21 protein-coding genes are annotated in these 18,764 nt (G+C 41.8%); 6 read left to right on the top strand and 15 right to left on the bottom strand.

Annotation, left to right across the window (positions count from 1 at the left end):
- The first annotated feature begins 28 nt into the window (after nt 1-28).
- Nucleotides 29-1,186 carry a serine hydrolase domain-containing protein gene (locus tag J0X14_RS15940; protein WP_207098815.1) on the top strand — a complete coding sequence of 386 codons (1,158 nt, stop codon included), beginning with the start codon at nt 29-31 and terminating at the stop codon, nt 1,184-1,186.
- Here the strand turns inward: J0X14_RS15940 and J0X14_RS15945 are convergent.
- From J0X14_RS15945 to J0X14_RS15975, 7 genes are all read right to left on the bottom strand, one after another.
- A complete protein-coding gene (locus J0X14_RS15945) occupies nt 1,161-1,595 on the bottom strand; it encodes a VOC family protein (RefSeq protein ID WP_207098816.1) in 435 nt (144 codons plus the stop codon). The genes J0X14_RS15940 and J0X14_RS15945 overlap by 26 nt on opposite strands.
- A gap of 6 nt (nt 1,596-1,601) precedes the next feature.
- Nucleotides 1,602-1,958: a nuclear transport factor 2 family protein gene (locus tag J0X14_RS15950; protein ID WP_207098817.1), complete on the bottom strand. Its 357-nt coding sequence runs from the start codon at nt 1,956-1,958 to the stop codon at nt 1,602-1,604.
- A 145-nt stretch (nt 1,959-2,103) separates the two neighbouring features.
- The gene (gene mfd, locus J0X14_RS15955) at nt 2,104-5,550 is read right to left on the bottom strand and encodes a transcription-repair coupling factor (protein WP_410548709.1); all 3,447 of its coding nucleotides are present in this window, start codon (nt 5,548-5,550) and stop codon (nt 2,104-2,106) included.
- Nucleotides 5,551-5,628: 78 nt separating this feature from the next.
- A complete protein-coding gene (pdeM, locus tag J0X14_RS15960) occupies nt 5,629-6,261 on the bottom strand; it encodes a ligase-associated DNA damage response endonuclease PdeM (protein ID WP_207098819.1) in 633 nt (210 codons plus the stop codon).
- Nucleotides 6,262-6,555, bottom strand: a complete 294-nt coding sequence (locus J0X14_RS15965; RefSeq protein ID WP_207098820.1) for a type II toxin-antitoxin system RelE/ParE family toxin — start codon at nt 6,553-6,555, stop codon at nt 6,262-6,264.
- Nucleotides 6,540-6,773 (bottom strand): hypothetical protein, encoded by a 234-nt coding sequence (locus J0X14_RS15970; RefSeq protein WP_207098821.1) that lies wholly within the window; start codon nt 6,771-6,773, stop codon nt 6,540-6,542. Before J0X14_RS15970 ends, J0X14_RS15965 begins: the two co-directional genes overlap by 16 nt.
- 23 nt (nt 6,774-6,796) lie before the next feature.
- Nucleotides 6,797-9,265, bottom strand: coding sequence for a ligase-associated DNA damage response DEXH box helicase (locus tag J0X14_RS15975; RefSeq protein WP_207098822.1), 2,469 nt, complete (start codon nt 9,263-9,265; stop codon nt 6,797-6,799).
- A 106-nt stretch (nt 9,266-9,371) separates the two neighbouring features.
- Between J0X14_RS15975 and J0X14_RS15980 the strand changes: the two genes are divergently transcribed.
- Complete coding sequence (locus J0X14_RS15980) at nt 9,372-9,797, top strand: TerB family tellurite resistance protein (protein WP_207098823.1); 426 nt, start codon at nt 9,372-9,374, stop codon at nt 9,795-9,797.
- A 2-nt stretch (nt 9,798-9,799) separates the two neighbouring features.
- Here the strand turns inward: J0X14_RS15980 and fbp are convergent, their stop codons facing one another.
- Nucleotides 9,800-10,813, bottom strand: coding sequence for a class 1 fructose-bisphosphatase (gene fbp / locus J0X14_RS15985; protein WP_207098824.1), 1,014 nt, complete (start codon nt 10,811-10,813; stop codon nt 9,800-9,802).
- Nucleotides 10,814-10,925: 112 nt separating this feature from the next.
- Here fbp and J0X14_RS15990 point away from each other — a divergent pair, with 112 nt between their 5' ends.
- From J0X14_RS15990 to J0X14_RS16005, 4 genes are all read left to right on the top strand, one after another.
- Nucleotides 10,926-11,408: a GNAT family N-acetyltransferase gene (locus J0X14_RS15990; RefSeq protein WP_207098825.1), complete on the top strand. Its 483-nt coding sequence runs from the start codon at nt 10,926-10,928 to the stop codon at nt 11,406-11,408.
- Nucleotides 11,409-11,430: 22 nt separating this feature from the next.
- Nucleotides 11,431-12,681 (top strand): aspartate kinase, encoded by a 1,251-nt coding sequence (locus tag J0X14_RS15995; RefSeq protein ID WP_207098826.1) that lies wholly within the window; start codon nt 11,431-11,433, stop codon nt 12,679-12,681.
- A gap of 84 nt (nt 12,682-12,765) precedes the next feature.
- The gene (locus J0X14_RS16000; RefSeq protein WP_207098827.1) at nt 12,766-14,586 is read left to right on the top strand and encodes a GNAT family N-acyltransferase; all 1,821 of its coding nucleotides are present in this window, start codon (nt 12,766-12,768) and stop codon (nt 14,584-14,586) included.
- 17 nt (nt 14,587-14,603) lie between these two features.
- Entirely contained in the window at nt 14,604-15,611 is a 1,008-nt protein-coding gene (locus J0X14_RS16005) for a carboxypeptidase-like regulatory domain-containing protein (protein ID WP_207098828.1), read from the top strand.
- Nucleotides 15,612-15,625: 14 nt separating this feature from the next.
- On the opposite strand, the gene J0X14_RS16010 is transcribed toward J0X14_RS16005, so the two are convergent.
- From J0X14_RS16010 to J0X14_RS16040, 7 genes are all read right to left on the bottom strand, one after another.
- On the bottom strand, nt 15,626-16,048 hold the full coding sequence (locus J0X14_RS16010) for an arsenate reductase ArsC (RefSeq protein WP_207098829.1): 423 nt from the start codon (nt 16,046-16,048) through the stop codon (nt 15,626-15,628).
- Between the two features lie 25 nt (nt 16,049-16,073).
- On the bottom strand, nt 16,074-16,565 hold the full coding sequence (locus J0X14_RS16015; RefSeq protein WP_207098830.1) for a GNAT family N-acetyltransferase: 492 nt from the start codon (nt 16,563-16,565) through the stop codon (nt 16,074-16,076).
- A 9-nt stretch (nt 16,566-16,574) separates the two neighbouring features.
- On the bottom strand, nt 16,575-17,069 hold the full coding sequence (locus J0X14_RS16020) for a DUF6428 family protein (protein ID WP_207098831.1): 495 nt from the start codon (nt 17,067-17,069) through the stop codon (nt 16,575-16,577).
- Between the two features lie 2 nt (nt 17,070-17,071).
- The gene (locus J0X14_RS16025; RefSeq protein ID WP_207098832.1) at nt 17,072-17,395 is read right to left on the bottom strand and encodes an ArsR/SmtB family transcription factor; all 324 of its coding nucleotides are present in this window, start codon (nt 17,393-17,395) and stop codon (nt 17,072-17,074) included.
- 96 nt (nt 17,396-17,491) lie between these two features.
- Complete coding sequence (locus tag J0X14_RS16030; RefSeq protein ID WP_207098833.1) at nt 17,492-17,872, bottom strand: TM2 domain-containing protein; 381 nt, start codon at nt 17,870-17,872, stop codon at nt 17,492-17,494.
- Nucleotides 17,873-17,925: 53 nt separating this feature from the next.
- Nucleotides 17,926-18,312 carry a VOC family protein gene (locus tag J0X14_RS16035; RefSeq protein WP_207098834.1) on the bottom strand — a complete coding sequence of 129 codons (387 nt, stop codon included), beginning with the start codon at nt 18,310-18,312 and terminating at the stop codon, nt 17,926-17,928.
- A complete protein-coding gene (locus tag J0X14_RS16040) occupies nt 18,309-18,764 on the bottom strand; it encodes a DUF1801 domain-containing protein (protein WP_207098835.1) in 456 nt (151 codons plus the stop codon). Before J0X14_RS16040 ends, J0X14_RS16035 begins: the two co-directional genes overlap by 4 nt.

An 18,764-nucleotide genomic window follows, 5' to 3' on the forward strand; every position in this document is an offset into this window, starting at 1 on the left:
ACTTCAGGCCATATAAAAGCAAATCCCAATGAAGCAATTTTTTCGAATTTCCTTTCTTTTTTTGTTCGTTACCAGTTTTAATTCCTTGGTGGCCCAAGAGATGCATTTTCCAGCGCGCTATGAAGCATGGAAAACGGCCGAAAAAAGTCAATTTAAATACAACGTGGAAGAGTTGAACACAGCTATTGATTTTGCCAAAAACAATGAATATTCAGGCTCCCGAGATTTGCGCCAAGCCATTTTGGAGGGATTCAAGAGAGAACCGTTTCATGAAATTTTAGGCCCCACCAAAAAGCGGGGTGGTCCCGCGGGAATGATCATTAAGGATGGATATCTGATTGCATCTTGGGGCGATACCCAACGAGTGGATATGACCTTTAGCGTCACTAAAAGCTTTTTGTCTACCATGGCAGGGCTGGCTGAAGACCAAGGATTGATTCAAAATGTAAAAGATAAGGCTGGGGATTATGTTTGGGATGGTACGTTTGATGGTGCGCATAATTCCAAAATCACATGGGAACATTTGCTGCAGCAAAATTCAGATTGGTCCGGGGAACTGTGGGGCGGCAAGGATTGGGCTGATCGCCCACCCAATGAAGGAGGTTTGGACGATTGGAAATTCAGAACGCTTAACGAACCGGGCACTGTGATGGAGTACAACGATGTACGGGTAAATGTATTGGCGTATTCCTTGACCCATCTCTGGCGAAAGCCCTTGCCCATGGTCTTAAAAGAACAGATCATGGACAAAATAGATGCCACACCCACATGGCGTTGGTACGGGTATGACCATGCTTGGACCGTGATTGATGGATTGAAAATGAAATCGGTAACGGGAGGAGGACATTCCGGCGCAGGATTATTTATTTCTGCGCAAGATATGGCCCGTTTTGGGTTGTTGTTCCTCAATAACGGGAAATGGAAAGACCAACAATTAGTGAGTGAAAGTTGGATCAAAAAAGCTACACAACCGTCAGTGCCCAATGTAAATTATGGGTATATGTGGTGGCTCAACCAAAAAGGATCCCGCCATTGGGAAGGAGTACCAGAACATGTATTTTATGCAGCCGGTTTTGGAGGCAACTTTATTGTGGTGGACCAAAAAAGCGGATTGCTTATTGTGACCCGTTGGTTGGAACCTTCACAAATTGGGGAATTCGTCAAGCAGGTGTATGCGGCATTTTAGACATGTCCATGTGTAGCATTCCCCAGCGATGCCCATCTAGGTCTATAAAGCCCATAACATACATCCAACCGTCTACTTCTGAGGGTTCTGCATATACGGTTCCGCCAGCATTTTTGACCATTTCAGCAAACTCATCCACATATTCCTTGGTAGGAGCGTCAAGGTTCAAATAAGCTTCGGTTCCTTTGGAAGTATCTGAAATGGGATTTCCCGCAAAATGGGCAAAACGTTCTTCTGGAAAGAGCATCAACACTGTTTTGTTTTCATCAAGATAAAAACCCGCATATTCATTGTTTTTGGGTTGATTTTCGGTTTCTTGAAAGCCAAGGTTGTTGAAGAATTCTTTGGACTTTTTTACATCTTTTACAGGAAGATTGATCCAAAACGTCTTTACTTTATTGATTTTCATAATGTTCTATTTGATTTTTGTAATATAAGATTTCATCTCCTTGATCTTCGGATTTTTAAACCCACTTAATTTATACACATCACAAAAAGCATAGGTGGCTGGCTTCCCATTTTGATCTTGGGCATGGATAATCCCATTTACGGCCGCGGTATTGCCATGGGTAATGATTTTATCGAGTTCCAGGCCACATTCAGACTGTACCACGGATTCAATTTCTTTTCTGAACTCTTCCAAACCATTGATGGTTTTATCGCCCAACATGGTCCATTTGATATCCTGAGTCACGCTTTCAGCAATAAACTGGGTATCCCCTTTGGCGAAAGCCTCATTAAATTTCTTTAAAAATTTTCCCTTTTCTGTCATGAGTATCAATTATTTACAGTAGTTCAAATATACAGGAGACATAGTATAGCGCACATGTGCAAAAACGACAATCCCGCGGGTCGATTCCGCCATGGGATGGAATTCTGAAAAATTGAAATGTTTTTTAAGAAGGTGTATGAGGCTTTTAATTAGACAAAGAAAACTCTTGTTTGAATGGGCTTAAAACCTTCAACGCCTTTTCCACACTGGTAACTTTATCAAACACTAACAACAACCGAAGCCCATTCCGGGTTTGTTTTTCCTTGAGTTTGGCTTGTTGGGGATGGCTTTGCACATACTGTAACACTTGGGTAAAAGCAGGGCTTTGGTAGAAATCGGATTGTTGGTCGGCGATAAAGTATCCAATAAACTTGCCTTTTTTCAAGACCACTTTTTCTAATCCAAGATGGGTGGCAATCCATTTGATTCGGACAGAGTTCAACAAGTCTTCAGCTTGCTCTGGGAGTTCACCAAAGCGGTCTACCAGTTCAGCTTCATATTTTTGGAGCTCTTCCTCGTCCTGTACTTCGTTGAGTTGGGTGTAGAGGTTCAGGCGTTCAGTAATGTTGTTGATGTAGTCATCTGGGAAGAGCAATTCAAAATCAGTATCCAATTGCAGCTCCTTCACATAGGTTTTTTCCTTACCAGATTCCACTTCGTCATACAACTCCTTAAACTCATTTTCCTTGAGTTCCTCAATGGCCTCGGCCAATATTTTTTGATAGGTCTCAAACCCAATCTCATTGATAAACCCACTCTGTTCCCCACCCAAAAGGTCACCAGCACCACGAATCTCCAAATCCTTCATCGCAATATTGAACCCGCTTCCCAGGTCGGTGAATTGCTCTAGGGCTTCGATACGCTTTCTGGCATCAGGTGTCATGACTTCATAAGGTGGAGTAATAAAATAACAGAAGGCCTTTTTGTTGCTTCGACCCACTCGACCCCGCATCTGGTGAAGGTCGCTCAATCCAAAATTATTGGCATTATGGATAAAAATGGTGTTGGCGTTGGTTACATCCAATCCACTTTCCACAATGGTGGTGGAGACGAGTACATCAAACTCACCATTCATAAAGGCGAGCATGAGCTGCTCCAATTTTTTACCCTCCATCTGCCCATGGCCAATCCCAATTTTGGCATCAGGAACCAAACGTTGAATCATTCCAGCAACTTCCTTGATGTTCTCAATGCGATTATGGATAAAGAACACCTGTCCCCCCCGTTGAATTTCATACGAAACCGCATCTCGGATAATATCCTCATTAAATCGAATCACTTGACTTTCTATAGGATATCGGTTGGGTGGTGGGGTGTTGATGACCGATAGGTCACGGGCCGCCATCAAACTAAATTGCAAGGTTCGTGGGATGGGTGTGGCGGTCAGGGTGAGCACATCCACATTTTCCTTAATGGAACGCAGTTTTTCTTTTACCGAAACCCCAAATTTTTGTTCTTCGTCCACAATAAGGAGGCCCAAATCCTTAAATTGCACATTTTTGTTCACCAGTTGGTGTGTTCCGATGATGATATCGATTTTGCCTTCTCCCAATTGTTTCAAAATACTGGACTTTTCCTTGGCTGTTCTAAAACGGTTGAGGTAGTCTACTGTGACTGGTATGTCTTTTAAGCGTTCCTTAAAAGTTCTATTGTGTTGAAAAGCCAAAATGGTAGTGGGCACCAAAATAGCAACTTGTTTGCCGTTATCTACAGCCTTAAAAGCTGCGCGAATGGCGACCTCGGTTTTTCCAAAGCCCACATCACCACAAATGAGACGGTCCATGGGGCGTTCGCTTTCCATGTCCTTTTTAACGTCTTGCGTGGACTTTTCCTGATCCAAGGTGTCCTCATAAATAAAGGAAGCCTCCAACTCGTGCTGCAGATAACTGTCTGGTGCATATTGAAACCCTTTTTCCAATCGTCTTTTGGCATACACTTGGATGAGGTCAAAAGCAATTTTTTTGACCCTACTCTTGGTCTTTTGTTTCAACTTTTTCCAAGCGGCGGAACCCAATTTGTAGATTTTGGGAGGGGCACCATCCTTTCCATTGTATTTGGAAATTTTGTGAAGGGAATGGATGCTCACATATAAAATATCACGGTCGCCATAGATTAGTTTGATGGCCTCTTGTTTTTTGCCCTCTACATCAATTTTTTGAAGCCCACCAAACTTTCCAATTCCATGGTCAATGTGGGTGACATAATCCCCGATTTCAAGTTTGTTGAGTTCCTTTAAGGTGATGGCCTGTTTTTTGGCGTAGCCATTTTTTAAATGGAATTTATGGTACCGCTCAAAGATTTGATGGTCAGTGTAGCACGCTAGTTTTAAATCTAAATCGATGAAACCCTGATAGAGTGGAAAAACCAATGTTTGGTAATGCACGGTTTGGTCCACTTCATCAAAAATGTCATGAAAACGCTTGGCCTGTTGTTCTGTGGAGCAGAAAATATAATTGGTGAAACCTGCTTCGCGATTATCATTAAGGTTTTCAATGAGCAGGTCAAATTTTTTGTTGAAAGAGGGTTGGGGTTTGGTGTTGAATGTCACATCGAGCGCAGTCGAGATGTCATTTTTAGTACTATTGATTTCAACAAATGAAAAATCCGCCAATTGTAATTTCAGCAAAGCTGAATCCACAAAAAGTTCTTTGGGTTCTGCATGTTTGATTTCCTTGCTAAGTTTCTCAAAACTCTCTTCCGCCTTTGCAAAAAAGGAATCAATCCGGTCATAGATCAAAGCCGGGTTTTTGGCAAAAACTACGGTTTTGGGTGAGATGTATTTGAGAAAACTTTCTCGAGATTCCTGCAAAAACTTGTTCTCTACATTCGGGATGATGGTGATTTTCTTCACCTTATCCGTGGAAAGCTGGGTTTCCACATCAAAGGTTCGGATACTGTCCACTTCATCCCCAAAAAACTCGATACGGTAAGGTTCGTCATGCGAAAAGGAAAACACGTCCACAATTCCACCGCGAACAGAAAATTCACCAGGTTCCGTTACAAAATCTACGCGTTTGAATTGGTATTCAAAGAGGACCTCGTTCAAAAAATCAAGGGAAAGAGTGTCCTCCAATTTTATTTTGAGGGTGTTTTTGTCCAACTCCTTTCGAGTAACCACTTTTTCAAAAAGTGCATCGGGATAGGTGACAATGACCGCAGGTTTTTTTCGGGAATTGATGCGGTTCAGCACTTCGGCACGAAGCAACACGTTGGCATTGTCGGTTTCCTCAATTTGATAAGGTCTTCGGTAACTTCCGGGATAGAAAAGCACATCATTCTCACCAATCAACTGCTCCAAATCATTGAGGTAGTAGGCCGCTTCTTCTTTGTCATTCAGAATCAATAAAAAAGGAGCATCCGTCGCATCGAATACCTCTGAAATAACAAAGGAGAGCGAGGAACCTACCAATCCTTTAAGATTGATTTTGGCCTTGTTGTCCTGAGATTGGGCAATAGCATCCTGCAGTTTCCTGAGTGGGGGAGACTGTGCAAAAAGATGGGAAATGGGGGTTTTGGTCAATCCAAAAACTTTGCGGCAAAGATAACCTGAAATGCTTTTATGAAAAATGTTTTTTGAGTTTTTAGCCGTCATGCTTCGACTTCGCTCAGCATCCGAGCGATTTTATTTGTGCTGGGCCCTGAGCGGAGTCGAAGGGGTATTTTTGGAAATCTAAACTTTTACCACAGTATCTTCCACAATGGCATACACTTCATCATCTTTTGAAGGATTTAGAGTGTGGGTGCCGGTAAATTCCCCGAAAGCGGGTAAAATCATCTGGTTTTTACTTTTAAAAAAGCAGGGAAGTCTAAGTTTCTGTCGCCCGGATCCATGCAATTTTACCGCGGGGTGAATGTGCCCACAAAAGGTAAAATGATTACTTCGCAGCTCAGGGTGATGCGTGAGTAAAAAGTTATCGATGATGAGTTCAGGGAAAATTTCAATCCTCAGCTGTCTGTACTTTTCTGGATCGATGATATCGTGGTTGCCAGAGACCAAAATAATCTCGGCAGGGGTTTTGGCTACCCAATTTTCAAACAATTCCCATTCTTTGTTCAAGGAAGAATGGAACAGGTCGCCTAAAAAACAGATTTGAAAAGGTTGGAAATCAGACACGATCTTGTCGAGCAGCACAAAATTTTTATGGATGGCCTTTCTGGGCACCGCTGCCCCAAATTTTCTAAAATGTGAGACTTTACCTAGATGCACATCGCTGATAAGGAGCATGGATTTTTCTACCCAAAATAATCCACCTAGAGGGTGGAGCAGAAACTGCTTATCCCGTATGTGGATGTCCAAGGTCATTTACAGATTTAGTTTTGAGGGGTCTTGCCTTGAATCCCAAACTAGATGGATTACAATTTCAGCTATTCGTATTTCATAAAAAATCTTGAAATCGCCCTTAATGAGAACACGAATGTTTTTCATGTCCGTCTTTAACCCAATAAGGGGGTATTTTGCCAATAGTTTTACAGTCTCATAAATTTCCATGTTGAGTTTTCTGCTATACGTATTGGAATGGTTTCTTTGGCAGTAGAATTCAAGAGTTTTGGTGAAGAGATTAGCTGCTTTTGAAGTCCAGACTATTTTTTTAGCCATTCTTCATTTTTTTTGAAAACGGCATCGTTGGAAGTTATATGGTTCGATTTGTAGTCCGAAATGCTCTCAGATATAAAGTTCTGTTCAAATTTTGAAAGCTTGTACTCTTTTTTTATTTCCTGGGAAGAGAGTATTTCCTTAAGAAGCAAAAGCGTTTCCTTGTCTTTTATTGACAGTAAATTTTTGATGATATCCGTCTGAAGATCTGCGATGCCCATACACTCATTTTATGTAAAGTTAATCATTTCATCAAGAGTTTTGTCATCCGTTTTATACGGTCCGCCAATTTTTCGTTGGACAATTTTTCCCGAAGCCTATCGGTAATAATTGGAAACGAGAAGGGGGTAGGCTGCTGGCATTGTTTCCAAACAATCTCTTGCTGGGCAATTCGTTCCAAGGCCATGCGCAAACGCCCTTCTTCCAATTGGTGCTCAAAAGTTTCGGTAAAAGCTTGTTGGTAAAGAAGGTTGTCGTCCTCAAAATCCTTGAAGACATCAAACAACAGCTCAGAACTGCTTTGCAGGTGTTTCATTTTCACGCCTTTTTCTGGATAACCGGTGAACACCATCCCACTGATCACAGCAATATCCCGAAACTTTCGGCGTGCCATTTCGTTGGAATTCAAACTTTTTTGAAGGTCGGAGAGCATGTATTCCGAAGTAAACAAATTGTTGTCCAAAATGGCTTGAATATCGAGGGGTTTGTCCGACAATAGTTCAAAACCATAGTCATTAAACGCAAGGGAGCAAGTAATGGGAGTCAATAGACTAATGCGATAGGCTAGTAGGCTACTCATGCCCTCATGGATGGCCCTACCTTCAAAAGGGTAAAAGATATGGTGGTGGCCATCGTTGGTCTCAAAAGTCTCAATAAGGAATTGATTGGGGAGTGGAACACTACTTTCTTCCCGTTGCTTGGCAAACATGGGGGCCAGTGATTGAATTTCCTTGGATTGTTTTGAAAAAGGGATTTCCGCCGTGTACAATTCTTGTCGTAACAATTCGGACATTTTAGCCGAAAAACTGAGTCGGCCACCCATCCAACTTGGCACTTTGTTGGTGCGTTTTGACGAATTCCGCACATGGGCAGCCATGCCCTTTATACGAATGAACTCCAAATTCCGCCCTGCAAAGGTGAAGACATCTCCAGGACTCAATTTGGAAATAAAATACTCCTCAATGGAACCAATGTACCCTCCTTTTTGATAACGGACATGAATAGTAGCATCACCCACAATGGTCCCAATTTGAAATCGGTGTCGCATGGCAACGGCCCGGCTGTTCAACTTAAACCTTCCATCATCCTCAACTTCAACTTTTTTGTATTCATCATACGTTTTTAAGCTTTGACTGCCCATGACCAAAAAATTGAGAAGCCATTGCCATTGCTCTTCACTTATGGCCTGATAACAGAAGGTCTGTTTGATTTCAGGGTAGATTTCTTCGGGAAGAAAACCATCGGAAACCGCTAAAGTGGTCAGGTATTGGATGAGTACATCAAAACTGTTCAGGTATGGAATGCGGTCTTCCACGGCACTGTTCAAAACCGCCTTTTGCATGGCCGAAGCCTCAATAAGTTCCATCGCATGCGTTGGTAAAAAGTAAATCACACTTTCTTTTCCGGGACGATGCCCACTTCGGCCTGCCCGTTGTAAAAATCGGGCCACGCCTTTGGGGCCTCCAATCTGTACCACGGTTTCCACTGGGGCGAAATCCACTCCCAAATCCAAGCTTGAGGTACAGACCACGGCCTTTAAACTTTCATTTCTGATGGCTTGCTCTACCCACAATCGAGTTTCCTTGTTGATGCTACCATGATGCATGGCGATTTCCCCGGCAAACTCTGGATATTTTTCCAAAATTTTTTGGAACCAAATTTCACATTGACTGCGGGTGTTGGTGAAAAGCAAAGTGGTTTTGCTGTTTTTGATGATTGGCACCACTTCGTCCAGTAGATGTAATCCCAAATGGCCCCGCCATGGAAAGGTTTCCATTTCTTTTGGGATGATGCTTTTGACCGTAATGAGTTTATTGAGATTGGCCTTGACCAAAACCGAGTTTTCCAAAGCTGCGGAGGATGGCCCCAATAAAACCTCTCGGGCCTGCTCCAAGTTGCCGATGGTCGCTGAGATGCCCCAAATACGCAAATTAGTACAAACTGTTTTTAATCGGGATAGGCCCAGTTCCATCTGAACACCACGCTTTGTACCTAAGAGCTCGTGCCATTCGTCCACTACGATCGCAGAGCAGTCTTTAAAAAGCTTGGTATACCCTTTTGAGGAAAGCAACAGTTGCAAACTTTCGGGTGTGGTAATCAATAGATCGGGCATGTTGGTGCGCATTTTAGCCCGTTCTTTGGTTGAGGTGTCCCCAGTGCGAATGCCGACGGTCATTTGGGTTTCCAAGTCTTGTGTAATTCGCTCTGCGGATTGCTTAATTTCTTGGGAAAGAGCTCGAAGGGGAGTAATCCAAATGGCCTTTAATCCTTTCTTGTGTTTGGTTTTGTATTGGGGGTGATTCTTGATGTAATTCAGCACAATGGGAAACCATAGAGCGTATGTTTTTCCACTTCCGGTTGGAGCATTTAAAAGCCCATGTTTTCCATTCAAAAAGGCATTCCAGGTCTCTTTTTGAAAAGGAAAGGGTTCCCAGTTTTGTTGATGGAACCAGTTTTCGGCAATTTGAAAAAGTTCAGGCTCTTGTAAAGGCATTGTACTATTGATGACACAGCGAATTGAAAATTACGAATTTCTTTTGGTGCTATTTTACCCGCTTTTTTTGTGATAAGATTTATATTTGTGCCACAAAATTTGAGATATGCCGATTTTAGATTTATACGAGCACGGAGACCACAGGAAAAACTTGGCGCACTTTGCCACTTTGGCTAGTTTGGCCGCTATTGATGGAGAGATCAATCCCAAGGAAAAAGCCATTTTGGAAAAGTTTGCCTTTAAACTGAACATTTCCGAGGATGAGTTCAAGGAGGTCATGAAAAAGGAGAACAAATATCCTATTGAGACTCCCCACAGTGGTGAAAAACGTTACAAAAGGCTTTTCGAATTTTTCCAAATCATTTTCTCGGACCATGAAATTGATGATGAGGAACGTTTTATGGTTGAGAAATATGCCATTGGTCTAGGTTTCCCTCCAAAATTGGCTTCTCAGATTATTGATAAATCCATTGCAATCTTTACTGGAAGAATCGATTTTGAGGACTACCACGAAATCGTAACGCGTAAGTAGGATCAAGAGCTGGCCTTGGCCATAAACTCTTCTGCTTTTTCCACCATTTTTTTACTTCCGCAGAAAAAAGGAACCCTTTCGTGCAATTCAGTGGGCTCAATATCCATGATGCGGCGAAACCCATCACTGGCTTTTCCATTGGCTTGTTCTGCCAAAAAAGCCATGGGATTGCATTCATACAGCAAACGGAGTTTCCCATTTTGCGCAACACTGCTCTTCGGGTACATGTAAATACCCCCTTTGATCATATTTCTATGAAAATCTGACACTAGAGAACCAATGTATCTGGAGGTGTATGGTCTATCTCCTTCCTCTTTTTGACAGTATTTGATATAGTCTTTGACACCTTGTGGAAAATGGATGTAATTCCCTTCGTTGACAGAGTAAATTTTGCCTGTTTCAGGAAATTGCATGTTTGGATGGGATAGGTAAAAGGTTCCTAGAGCGGGGTTTAAAGTAAAACCATTTACACCATGTCCTGTGGTGTATACATACATAGTGGAGGTTCCATAAATAATGTAACCCGCAGCAATCTGATTCTTACCCGGTTGTAAAAAATCCTCCAAAGTAACGGGGGTTCCTACAGGCGTTACTCTTCTGTAAATGGAGAAAATGGTTCCTACGGAAACATTCACGTCGATATTTGATGAACCATCCAAGGGATCAATAAGTACTACGTACTTGTTCTGGTGCTGCTTGTCAAAACTATTGATGGTAATGAAATCATCCTCCTCTTCCGATGCAATACCACAAACAATTTCTCGGTTTTTTAACGTCTGAATAAACTTTTCGTTCGCCAAAACATCAAGTTTCTGTTGATCTTCACCTTGTATGTTGGTGTCTCCAGCGTTGCCAATAATGTCAACTAGACCAGCTTTGTTTACCTCATGGTTCACTACTTTGGCGGCCAAACGAATTCCGTTTAGCAGTCTAGAAAGTTCTCCGGATGTATATTGAAATGATTCTTGGTTGGCAATGATGAACTCACCCATAGTGAGTCGCTGGTTATCGGACATAGGAAAGACTGTTTTATTTGAGAACAAATATCGGGCATTTTGTGAATCTAAAACGTTTTCGTAAGGCTAAAATTTTAGATATTTATAACTTTGAGTTTTATTTGTAACAATTATGGAATATGTAATCCGAAATGCGAAGAAGGAGGATATGGCCCAAGTCTTGGCATTGGTGCAAGAGCTGGCCGATTTTGAAAAAGAACCCGAAGCCGTTGTAATATCAAAGGAAGATTTGGAAAAGGATGGTTTTGGGGAACAGAAACAGTTCCATTGTTTTGTTGCGGAGGTAAACGATGAAATTGTGGGGATTGCTTTGGTGTATCCTAGATATTCCACTTGGAAAGGACCTGCAATTCATTTAGAGGACCTTATCGTATCTGAGCGTATGCGTGGCAGTGGTCTGGGGACTGCATTGCTGGATGAAGTAATAAAATATGGTCACGATCTTGGCGTTAGGAGAATCTGCTGGGAGGTTTTGGACTGGAATGAACCTGCCATTGAATTTTATGAAAAAAAGGGTGCCAAGGTTCTCCGGGATTGGGATGTGGTGCAAATGGATGAGCGGGGCATAAAAAATTACATAAATAGTTTAAACTAATTTTTAGAAGAAGATATACTGAATGAGAGTTTTTAAGTTTGGTGGGGCATCGGTTAAAGATGCCGATGCAGTTAGAAATGTAGTACAGGTGTTACAGGAAGTGGGCCATGAGGATACCTTGGTGGTTATATCGGCCATGGGCAAGACCACCAACGCCATGGAAAAAGTGGTGGAATCCTATTTTAAGGATAAAAATTCCATTACATCAGCCTTGCAAGAGGTCATAGATTACCATGATGGTATCTTGTCCAATTTGTTTGAAAATCCCAAACATCCCATTTACCAGAAGGTAAAAGTGCTTTTTGAAGAAGTCAAGGGGTTTTTAACGTGGAACAAGTCGCCCAAGTATGCTTTTGTGTACGATCAAGTGGTGGGCTATGGCGAATTGTTGTCCACAACGATCATCAGTGCTTACCTTAACGAGATTGGTTTGTCCAACACTTGGTTGGATGTACGTCAGTTGATTAAAACCGACAATAATTACCGTGATGCCCAGGTCAATTGGGAACGCACACAGGCCGAAGTATCGGCTAGGGTGGACATGTCCAAATTGAACATCACCCAAGGATTTTTGGGAAGCGATGACAATAACTTTACCACCACTTTAGGTAGGGAAGGCTCCGATTATACTGCGGCCATTTTGGCGTATTGCCTTAATGCGGAATCAGTGACCATTTGGAAGGACGTTCCTGGTGTTTTGAATGCAGATCCCAGAAATTTTACAGAAACCCAGTTGTTGGAGCAAATATCGTATCGTGAAGCCATAGAGTTGGCTTTTTATGGAGCTTCGGTGATTCACCCAAAAACCCTTCAACCGCTTCAGCGAAAGGAAATCCCCCTGCATGTAAAATCGTTCCTTAATCCCAAGGATATGGGTACCACTGTAGGTAAAGGCGTTGGTATTGTCCCCAAGACACCTTGCTTTATTGTAAAAAAGAACCAAGTGTTGCTAAAACTCTCTTCATTGGATTTTTCATTTATTGTGGAGGACAACATCAGCGAGATTTTTAAACTGTTTCACGACCACCGTTTAAAGGTGGATTTGATTCAGAACTCGGCCATCAGTTTTTCGGTATGTTTGGACAATAAGTTCAATAGTCTTCAACCCATGTTGGATGTGCTCAAACGAAAATTTAAAGTAGTATGTCACGAGGATGTCTCACTCTACACCATTAGACATTTTGATGACAATTCGGTAAAATCGCTCCAAAACGGGAAATCCGTGCTTGTGGAGCAACGCGGTAAGGAAACGGTTCAGCTAGTGGTAAAATAGAGGCAATTCACATACTTTTTTGCTCAGGAGGTCAATACCCGTAATTTTCTATCTTTACGCATACCTAAACAATACAGATAGTTCATGGGGTTGGTTTCTGCGAAAGAAGTGGCTAAGGTGATTCACCTTGAAAAGTATGGATTCTTGGGCACTTTTGTGGGATGGCTCTTAATGGTGGCCACCAAGATTACGACCATAAATCGATTTTACAATAAAAACAAGGAACTCCCCGGCCCCGAATTTTTGGATGCCATTCTGGAGCACTATGAAATTGACTTTGAAATCCCTGAAGAGGATTTAAAACGACTGCCCAAATCGGGTCCTTACATCACCATAAGCAATCATCCACTAGGAGGTATTGATGGGGTACTGCTACTGAAATTGTTGCTGAACGAGCGCCCTGATTTTAAGATTATAGCCAATTTTTTGCTACACCGTATTGAGCCGTTGAAGCCTTATATCATGCCCGTCAATCCGTTCGAGGACCACAAGGATGCCAAGAGCAGCATTATGGGTTTTAAAAATGCACTGGCCCATTTGAAAGAAGGTCATCCCTTGGGGATTTTTCCAGCAGGCGAAGTTTCCACCTACAGGGATGAAAAATTGGTGGTTGACAAACCATGGGAGGAAGCGGCCATTAAACTGATACGCAAGGCGGAGGTTCCTGTGGTGCCCATTTATTTCCATGCACGTAACAGCCGATTGTTTTATAGACTGTCCAAAATGAACGATGTTTTCAGGACGGCCAAGTTGCCCTCAGAACTTACCTCCCAAAACAGAAGACCCATTAAAGTACGGATTGGACAACCGATATCCGTGGCTACACAGAATGAGGAAGAGACTTTGGAATCCTACACGGAATTGCTTCGGAAGAAAACCTATCTACTGGCCAATGTATTTGAGAAGGAGCGTTTATTGGACAAAGTGCCCACCAGTCTAAAAATTCCAAAGCCACCTAAAAAAATAGCAACGCAGGTCAGTACAAAAGTATTGGAAGGGGAGATTGAACGACTTCGGGAGAAAGATTGTCGTGTTTTACAAAGCAAAAACTACGAAGTATACCTTGCACAGCAACGGGACATGCCCTTCTGTTTAAATGAAATTGGAAGACAACGTGAAATCACGTTTCGAGAAGTGGGTGAGGGAACCAACAATTCCATTGATTTGGATACGTTTGATTCCTATTACCACCACTTATTTCTGTGGGATAATGATGAAAAGACCATTGTTGGGGCCTATCGAATGGGCTTGGGGTCCGAGATTTTTAAGAAATATGGTATTGATGGGTTTTACCTTCAGGACCTGTTCCGTTTTGAACCCGAACTTTATGGAATGATGGAACATTCCATAGAAATGGGAAGGGCCTATATTGTAAAGGAATATCAGCAAAAACCCATGCCTTTGTTTTTGTTATGGAAAGGTATTGTGCACACAACGCTGAGGCACCCAGAGCATAAATATTTGATTGGAGGCGTGAGCATCAGCAACCAATTCTCCAACTTTTCCAAATCCTTGATGATCGAATTTATGAAATCCAACTATTGGGATCCCTATGTGGCCCAGTACATTCGCCCCAAAAAGGAATTCAAGGTACAGCTCAAGGATGCGGATAAGGAATTTGTGTTTGATGAGACCCAAGCCGATCTTAATAAATTTGATAAGTTGATCAGTGAGGTGGAACCGGGAAGCCTGCGATTGCCCGTTTTAATCAAAAAATACATCAAACAGAATGCAAAAGTGGTGGCCTTTAATGTAGATCCACTGTTTAATAATTCTGTGGATGGCTTAATGTATATTAGGATAGCCGATTTGCCCGAAGATACCGTAAAACCCGTAATGGAAGAGTTTCAAGCGGAGTTGGAACGAAAGATGGCAGAGGGGAATTCAACCCAAAATGAGAGTTGAGGAAATAATTGCCCATTATGAAACTGTTAGTTGCTATTTTTCTTTTTTTCACACTTCATATCCAATCCCAAGAGATTCAAGGAACCGTCGTTGATGCAAAGACCAAAACGCCCATTTTCGGGGCATCGGTATATTACGATGGGAGTTCTGTTGGAACCATGACTGATGAAGATGGAAGTTTCAGTATACAACTTCCTTATCAAAACAAGGCCACTCTTGTCATCAGCCATTTAGGTTACGTGACCCAAAAAATACCAAACTTGCCTAGGGAAGCTGTACTTACTATTGCATTGGAGGAAGAAGTTGAAAGCTTGGAAGAAGTGGTACTTACTTCGGATCCTTTTACCAGAAAGGATAAAATGGAAGTCTTTAAATTAGAGTTCTTGGGAGATACACAGGGAGGTCGTGCCTGTGAAATTGTTAACGAGGAAGATGTTCACCTTTATTTCAATTCAGAAGATAACACCCTTTCAGCCTATAGCGACAAGCCTATTGTTGTCCAAAATGAATACTTGGGATACCTTGTTCATTTTACTATTGAGGAGTTTAAAATTTTCTTCAAAACAAAAAATCTAAAACGAGTAGACAACATTTACCATACGCTTTTTGATGGAACTACCCGTTTTTACGATACTTCCAACGGAGACTCTACTATTGCGGGCAGAAGGCAGCGAGCCTATTTGGGGTCGCCCAGGCATTTTATACGCGCGTGTTGGTACGGCGATGTTGAAAATCAAAATTTCAGGTTGAAAAAAGGGTCTAAGAATGTGGAAATATCTGATTTCATGGAGAAAAGCGGTGATTCATCAGGGGATTTACGAGAGGTTCAGTTCTATGGAGGTCAATTTATAATCTACCACAAGAAAAGGAGTAATTATAGGTCAACCCTCAAAATAAATCAAATGGACACCACCTATATTATGGACAGATACGGTAATTACACACCCTTTGAAAGTTTGGTTTTTGGAGGGCACATGTCCAGCTATAGAATTGGGGATATGCTCCCCATGGATTATGGCTTTTAGAGACTGTAACTCTATTAACCCATGAGTTCTTCCCGAACAAAATCGTGACAAAATTCCTTTATTTCATCTCTTGTACTTACAAAAGCTTCATGAATTTCTTGCTCTGAGCCATCAACTTTAGATGGGTCGACAAAATTTTGGTGCAAACGGCGAGCATTTTTGGCCGGGATAAACGGACAGTGTTCTTTGGCGTGGTCACATACAGTGATGATATAATCCCAATCGATACCGGCATATTCATCCACATGATTGGAGGTATGGTGCGAAATATCCACCTTATCCTCTTTCATAATGGATACCGCCATAGGGTTGAGACCATGGGTTTCAATTCCGGCACTATAGATGTTTGCCAGTTTCTCCTGAAAATGCTCTAAATACCCATGGGCCATTTGGCTACGGCATGAGTTTCCGGTGCAAAGCACCAATACGTTTTTCATGTTTTTGGTTTTTTTGATATGATTTTTAGTTGATTCCAACAGTATCGCTACGCTTTTCAAATAGCAGATTGTCTTTCCAGACCCCTTGTATTTTACCTACTCGTTCGCGCTTGCCAATATAGCGAAAACCCACTTTTTCATGCAGTTTTATGCTTGCTTTATTTTCAGGAAAAACACCGGATTGAATAGTCCAAAATCCGGCATGTTCACTTTCTTCAATGAGCTTCTCCAAAAGTAATTTTCCGACACCTTTGCCACGGCTTCCAGAACCAATATACACGCTCACTTCGCCCACGCCTCCATATACACATCTGCTTGAAACAGGGGATAGGGCGGCCCATCCCAAAATGATACTGTCTTGCTCTGCCACCAACCGACAGGTAGAAACATGGGCATTGTCCCAACTTTCATAGGTGGGAGCGTTGGTTTCGAAGGTGGCGATACCTGTGGCGATACCTTCAGTATAGATTTGACGTACCTGCTCCCAATCGGAAACTTGCATACTACGGATCAACATAGTGTTATTTTAGCAACAACCTGATTCAGGGGAACAACCGGCCGATACTTCTTCCTTGACTTCGGATTTGGGTTCTACCCCACAGGTTTCCTTGGCCTTGCAATCTGTCTTCTCAACAGATAGTTTTAGCACCAACGAATTGTTGTCCAGAGCGTAGTCATTTACAAAAAGCTGAGCAGTATGAAAATCTTCGTTACTGTACTCGAACTTGATTTCGGCATCTTGTACCATGGGCTTTATGCGGTCCACCTTATTGAGTATGGCCAATGCTTTATACACGGACATAAAATCTCTTTTGCCTTTCTCTTTTGGACTTTCCCAGAGTTGCACAATGGTTTCTTTCCAAAAATCGGTTCCAGCACCACAATCAACTGAATCAACGGTTATGTTTTTTACTTCGGTGATATGGTAATTGGCTCCAACTAACTTGTCTGGAGCATATTCAAAAAGCAGACTTTTGTCTTGATGTTGCTTTAATACGGATAGAAATTCTGATGTTTTCATAGTTAACAACAATTACGGTTAATATTGGAAAAGAACTGATGGAAAGAGTGTTGTAATTCCTCCCATCGTTCTTGGTTGATGCAATAACAAAGGTTTTTCCCCTCAAAAGTTCCTTTTAGGAGCCCAATTTTTTTGATTTCATTCAAATGTTGCGATATAGTGGGTTGGGCCAGGCCAATGACATCCACCAGATCATTGCATATACAAGCATCCTGTTTACTGATGTATTCCAAAATGGCCACACGTGCGGGATGGGCCAAAACTTTGGCGGCATGGGCCAGTTCATTGTGGGTGGGGGAAAAGATATGTGTTTTGGAAGCTCCCATAATTTGTATTGAGATGACAAATATAAAATTAATATTGCAATATTACGATAAAGATAGTAAATAAAAAAGCCAGAAGAATATTTCTGGCCTATTTTTTTAGAACCAAGGCTTTTTGCCCACTTGGTAAGTGTTGTAAAATTCCTCATCTGATTTGGTCAAATAGATGATGCCTTCTATAAGTCCTATGATTCCAGGAATCCAGGCTAAAAAGGCTCCGATAACAAAACAAACCAAAATATAAGCCACTATGGAAAAGCCCAATAGTATAAAACCTTCCTTGTTATATCCTAATATAAATTTATGCACTCCAAGGGAGCCCAATAAAATTGCCAAGATTCCCGCCAGAATTTTCTTATTGTCACCTCCAGCGCTTTTAAGGCCCTCTGCAAATTCGTCAGCGGTTTTTTTGGCCTCTTCTTTAAAGTCTTTTGCAGCTTCCTCTGCTTGGTCTCCTAAGTCTTTTTTTTCTTCGGACATGGTTTATAATGTGTTGGTTAAACGATTTCTAAATGTAACAAATAATTCAATACCTATAGAAATGCTTTATCAACAGGTTCCCAAAGCTCCAATTTATTTCCTTCTGGATCCATGATCCATCCAAATTTGCCATAGTCGTATTCCTCAATCTCTCCAACAATGGTAACCCCTTCTTTCTTTAGCTCTTTAAGCAATTCTACCAGGTTCTCTACCCTGAAATTCATCATAAACTGCTTTTCACTGGGTTTAAAATAGGTAGTATCGTCCTTAAAAGGACTCCATTGGGTCATGCAATCATTACCTTCCTTGTCTTTCCACCAAAAGGAGCAGCCATACTGATCGGTATTCAATCCCAAGTGCGTTTTGTACCATTCCTTGACTTTGTCTGGATCCTTGGTCTTAAAAAAGAAGCCGCCCAATCCTGTAACTCTGTTTTTCATGTTTTCTTTTTTTTTTCATATAGTGTTATCCAATCCTGTGGTGTCATTTTTTTACACAGTTGCGCAATCAATGGGTAGGGGATGGATTTTGTGTTCTTAAATCGGATGCAGCTTTTGCCCATATCCAATTTTGTTTTTACATATTTGGAATATTCGCCAACAAACCAGTCGTGTATTTTTTTGTCGGCATAGATTCCCGAGTGGTAGAGGGCAACAAAATGTTTTTGCGAAGCAATATTAATGAAGGGTAATGGCAACTTTGGCTCAACGTGGTATCCATCAGGGTACAACGAATGTGGAACCACATAACCAATCATTTTATAGCTGATGCACTCCTCAAAACCCTTAGGAAGATTATTTTTCACCGTATCCCGAAGTTGGGACACTGCCTCTTTCCGGTCATCCGGCAATTTGCTGATGTATTCGTCAGGGGTTTTGGCGTCTATCGTCAT

Source organism: Allomuricauda sp. CAU 1633, assembly GCF_017313225.1.
In the GTDB taxonomy this organism is placed as follows: Bacteria; Bacteroidota; Bacteroidia; order Flavobacteriales; family Flavobacteriaceae; genus Flagellimonas.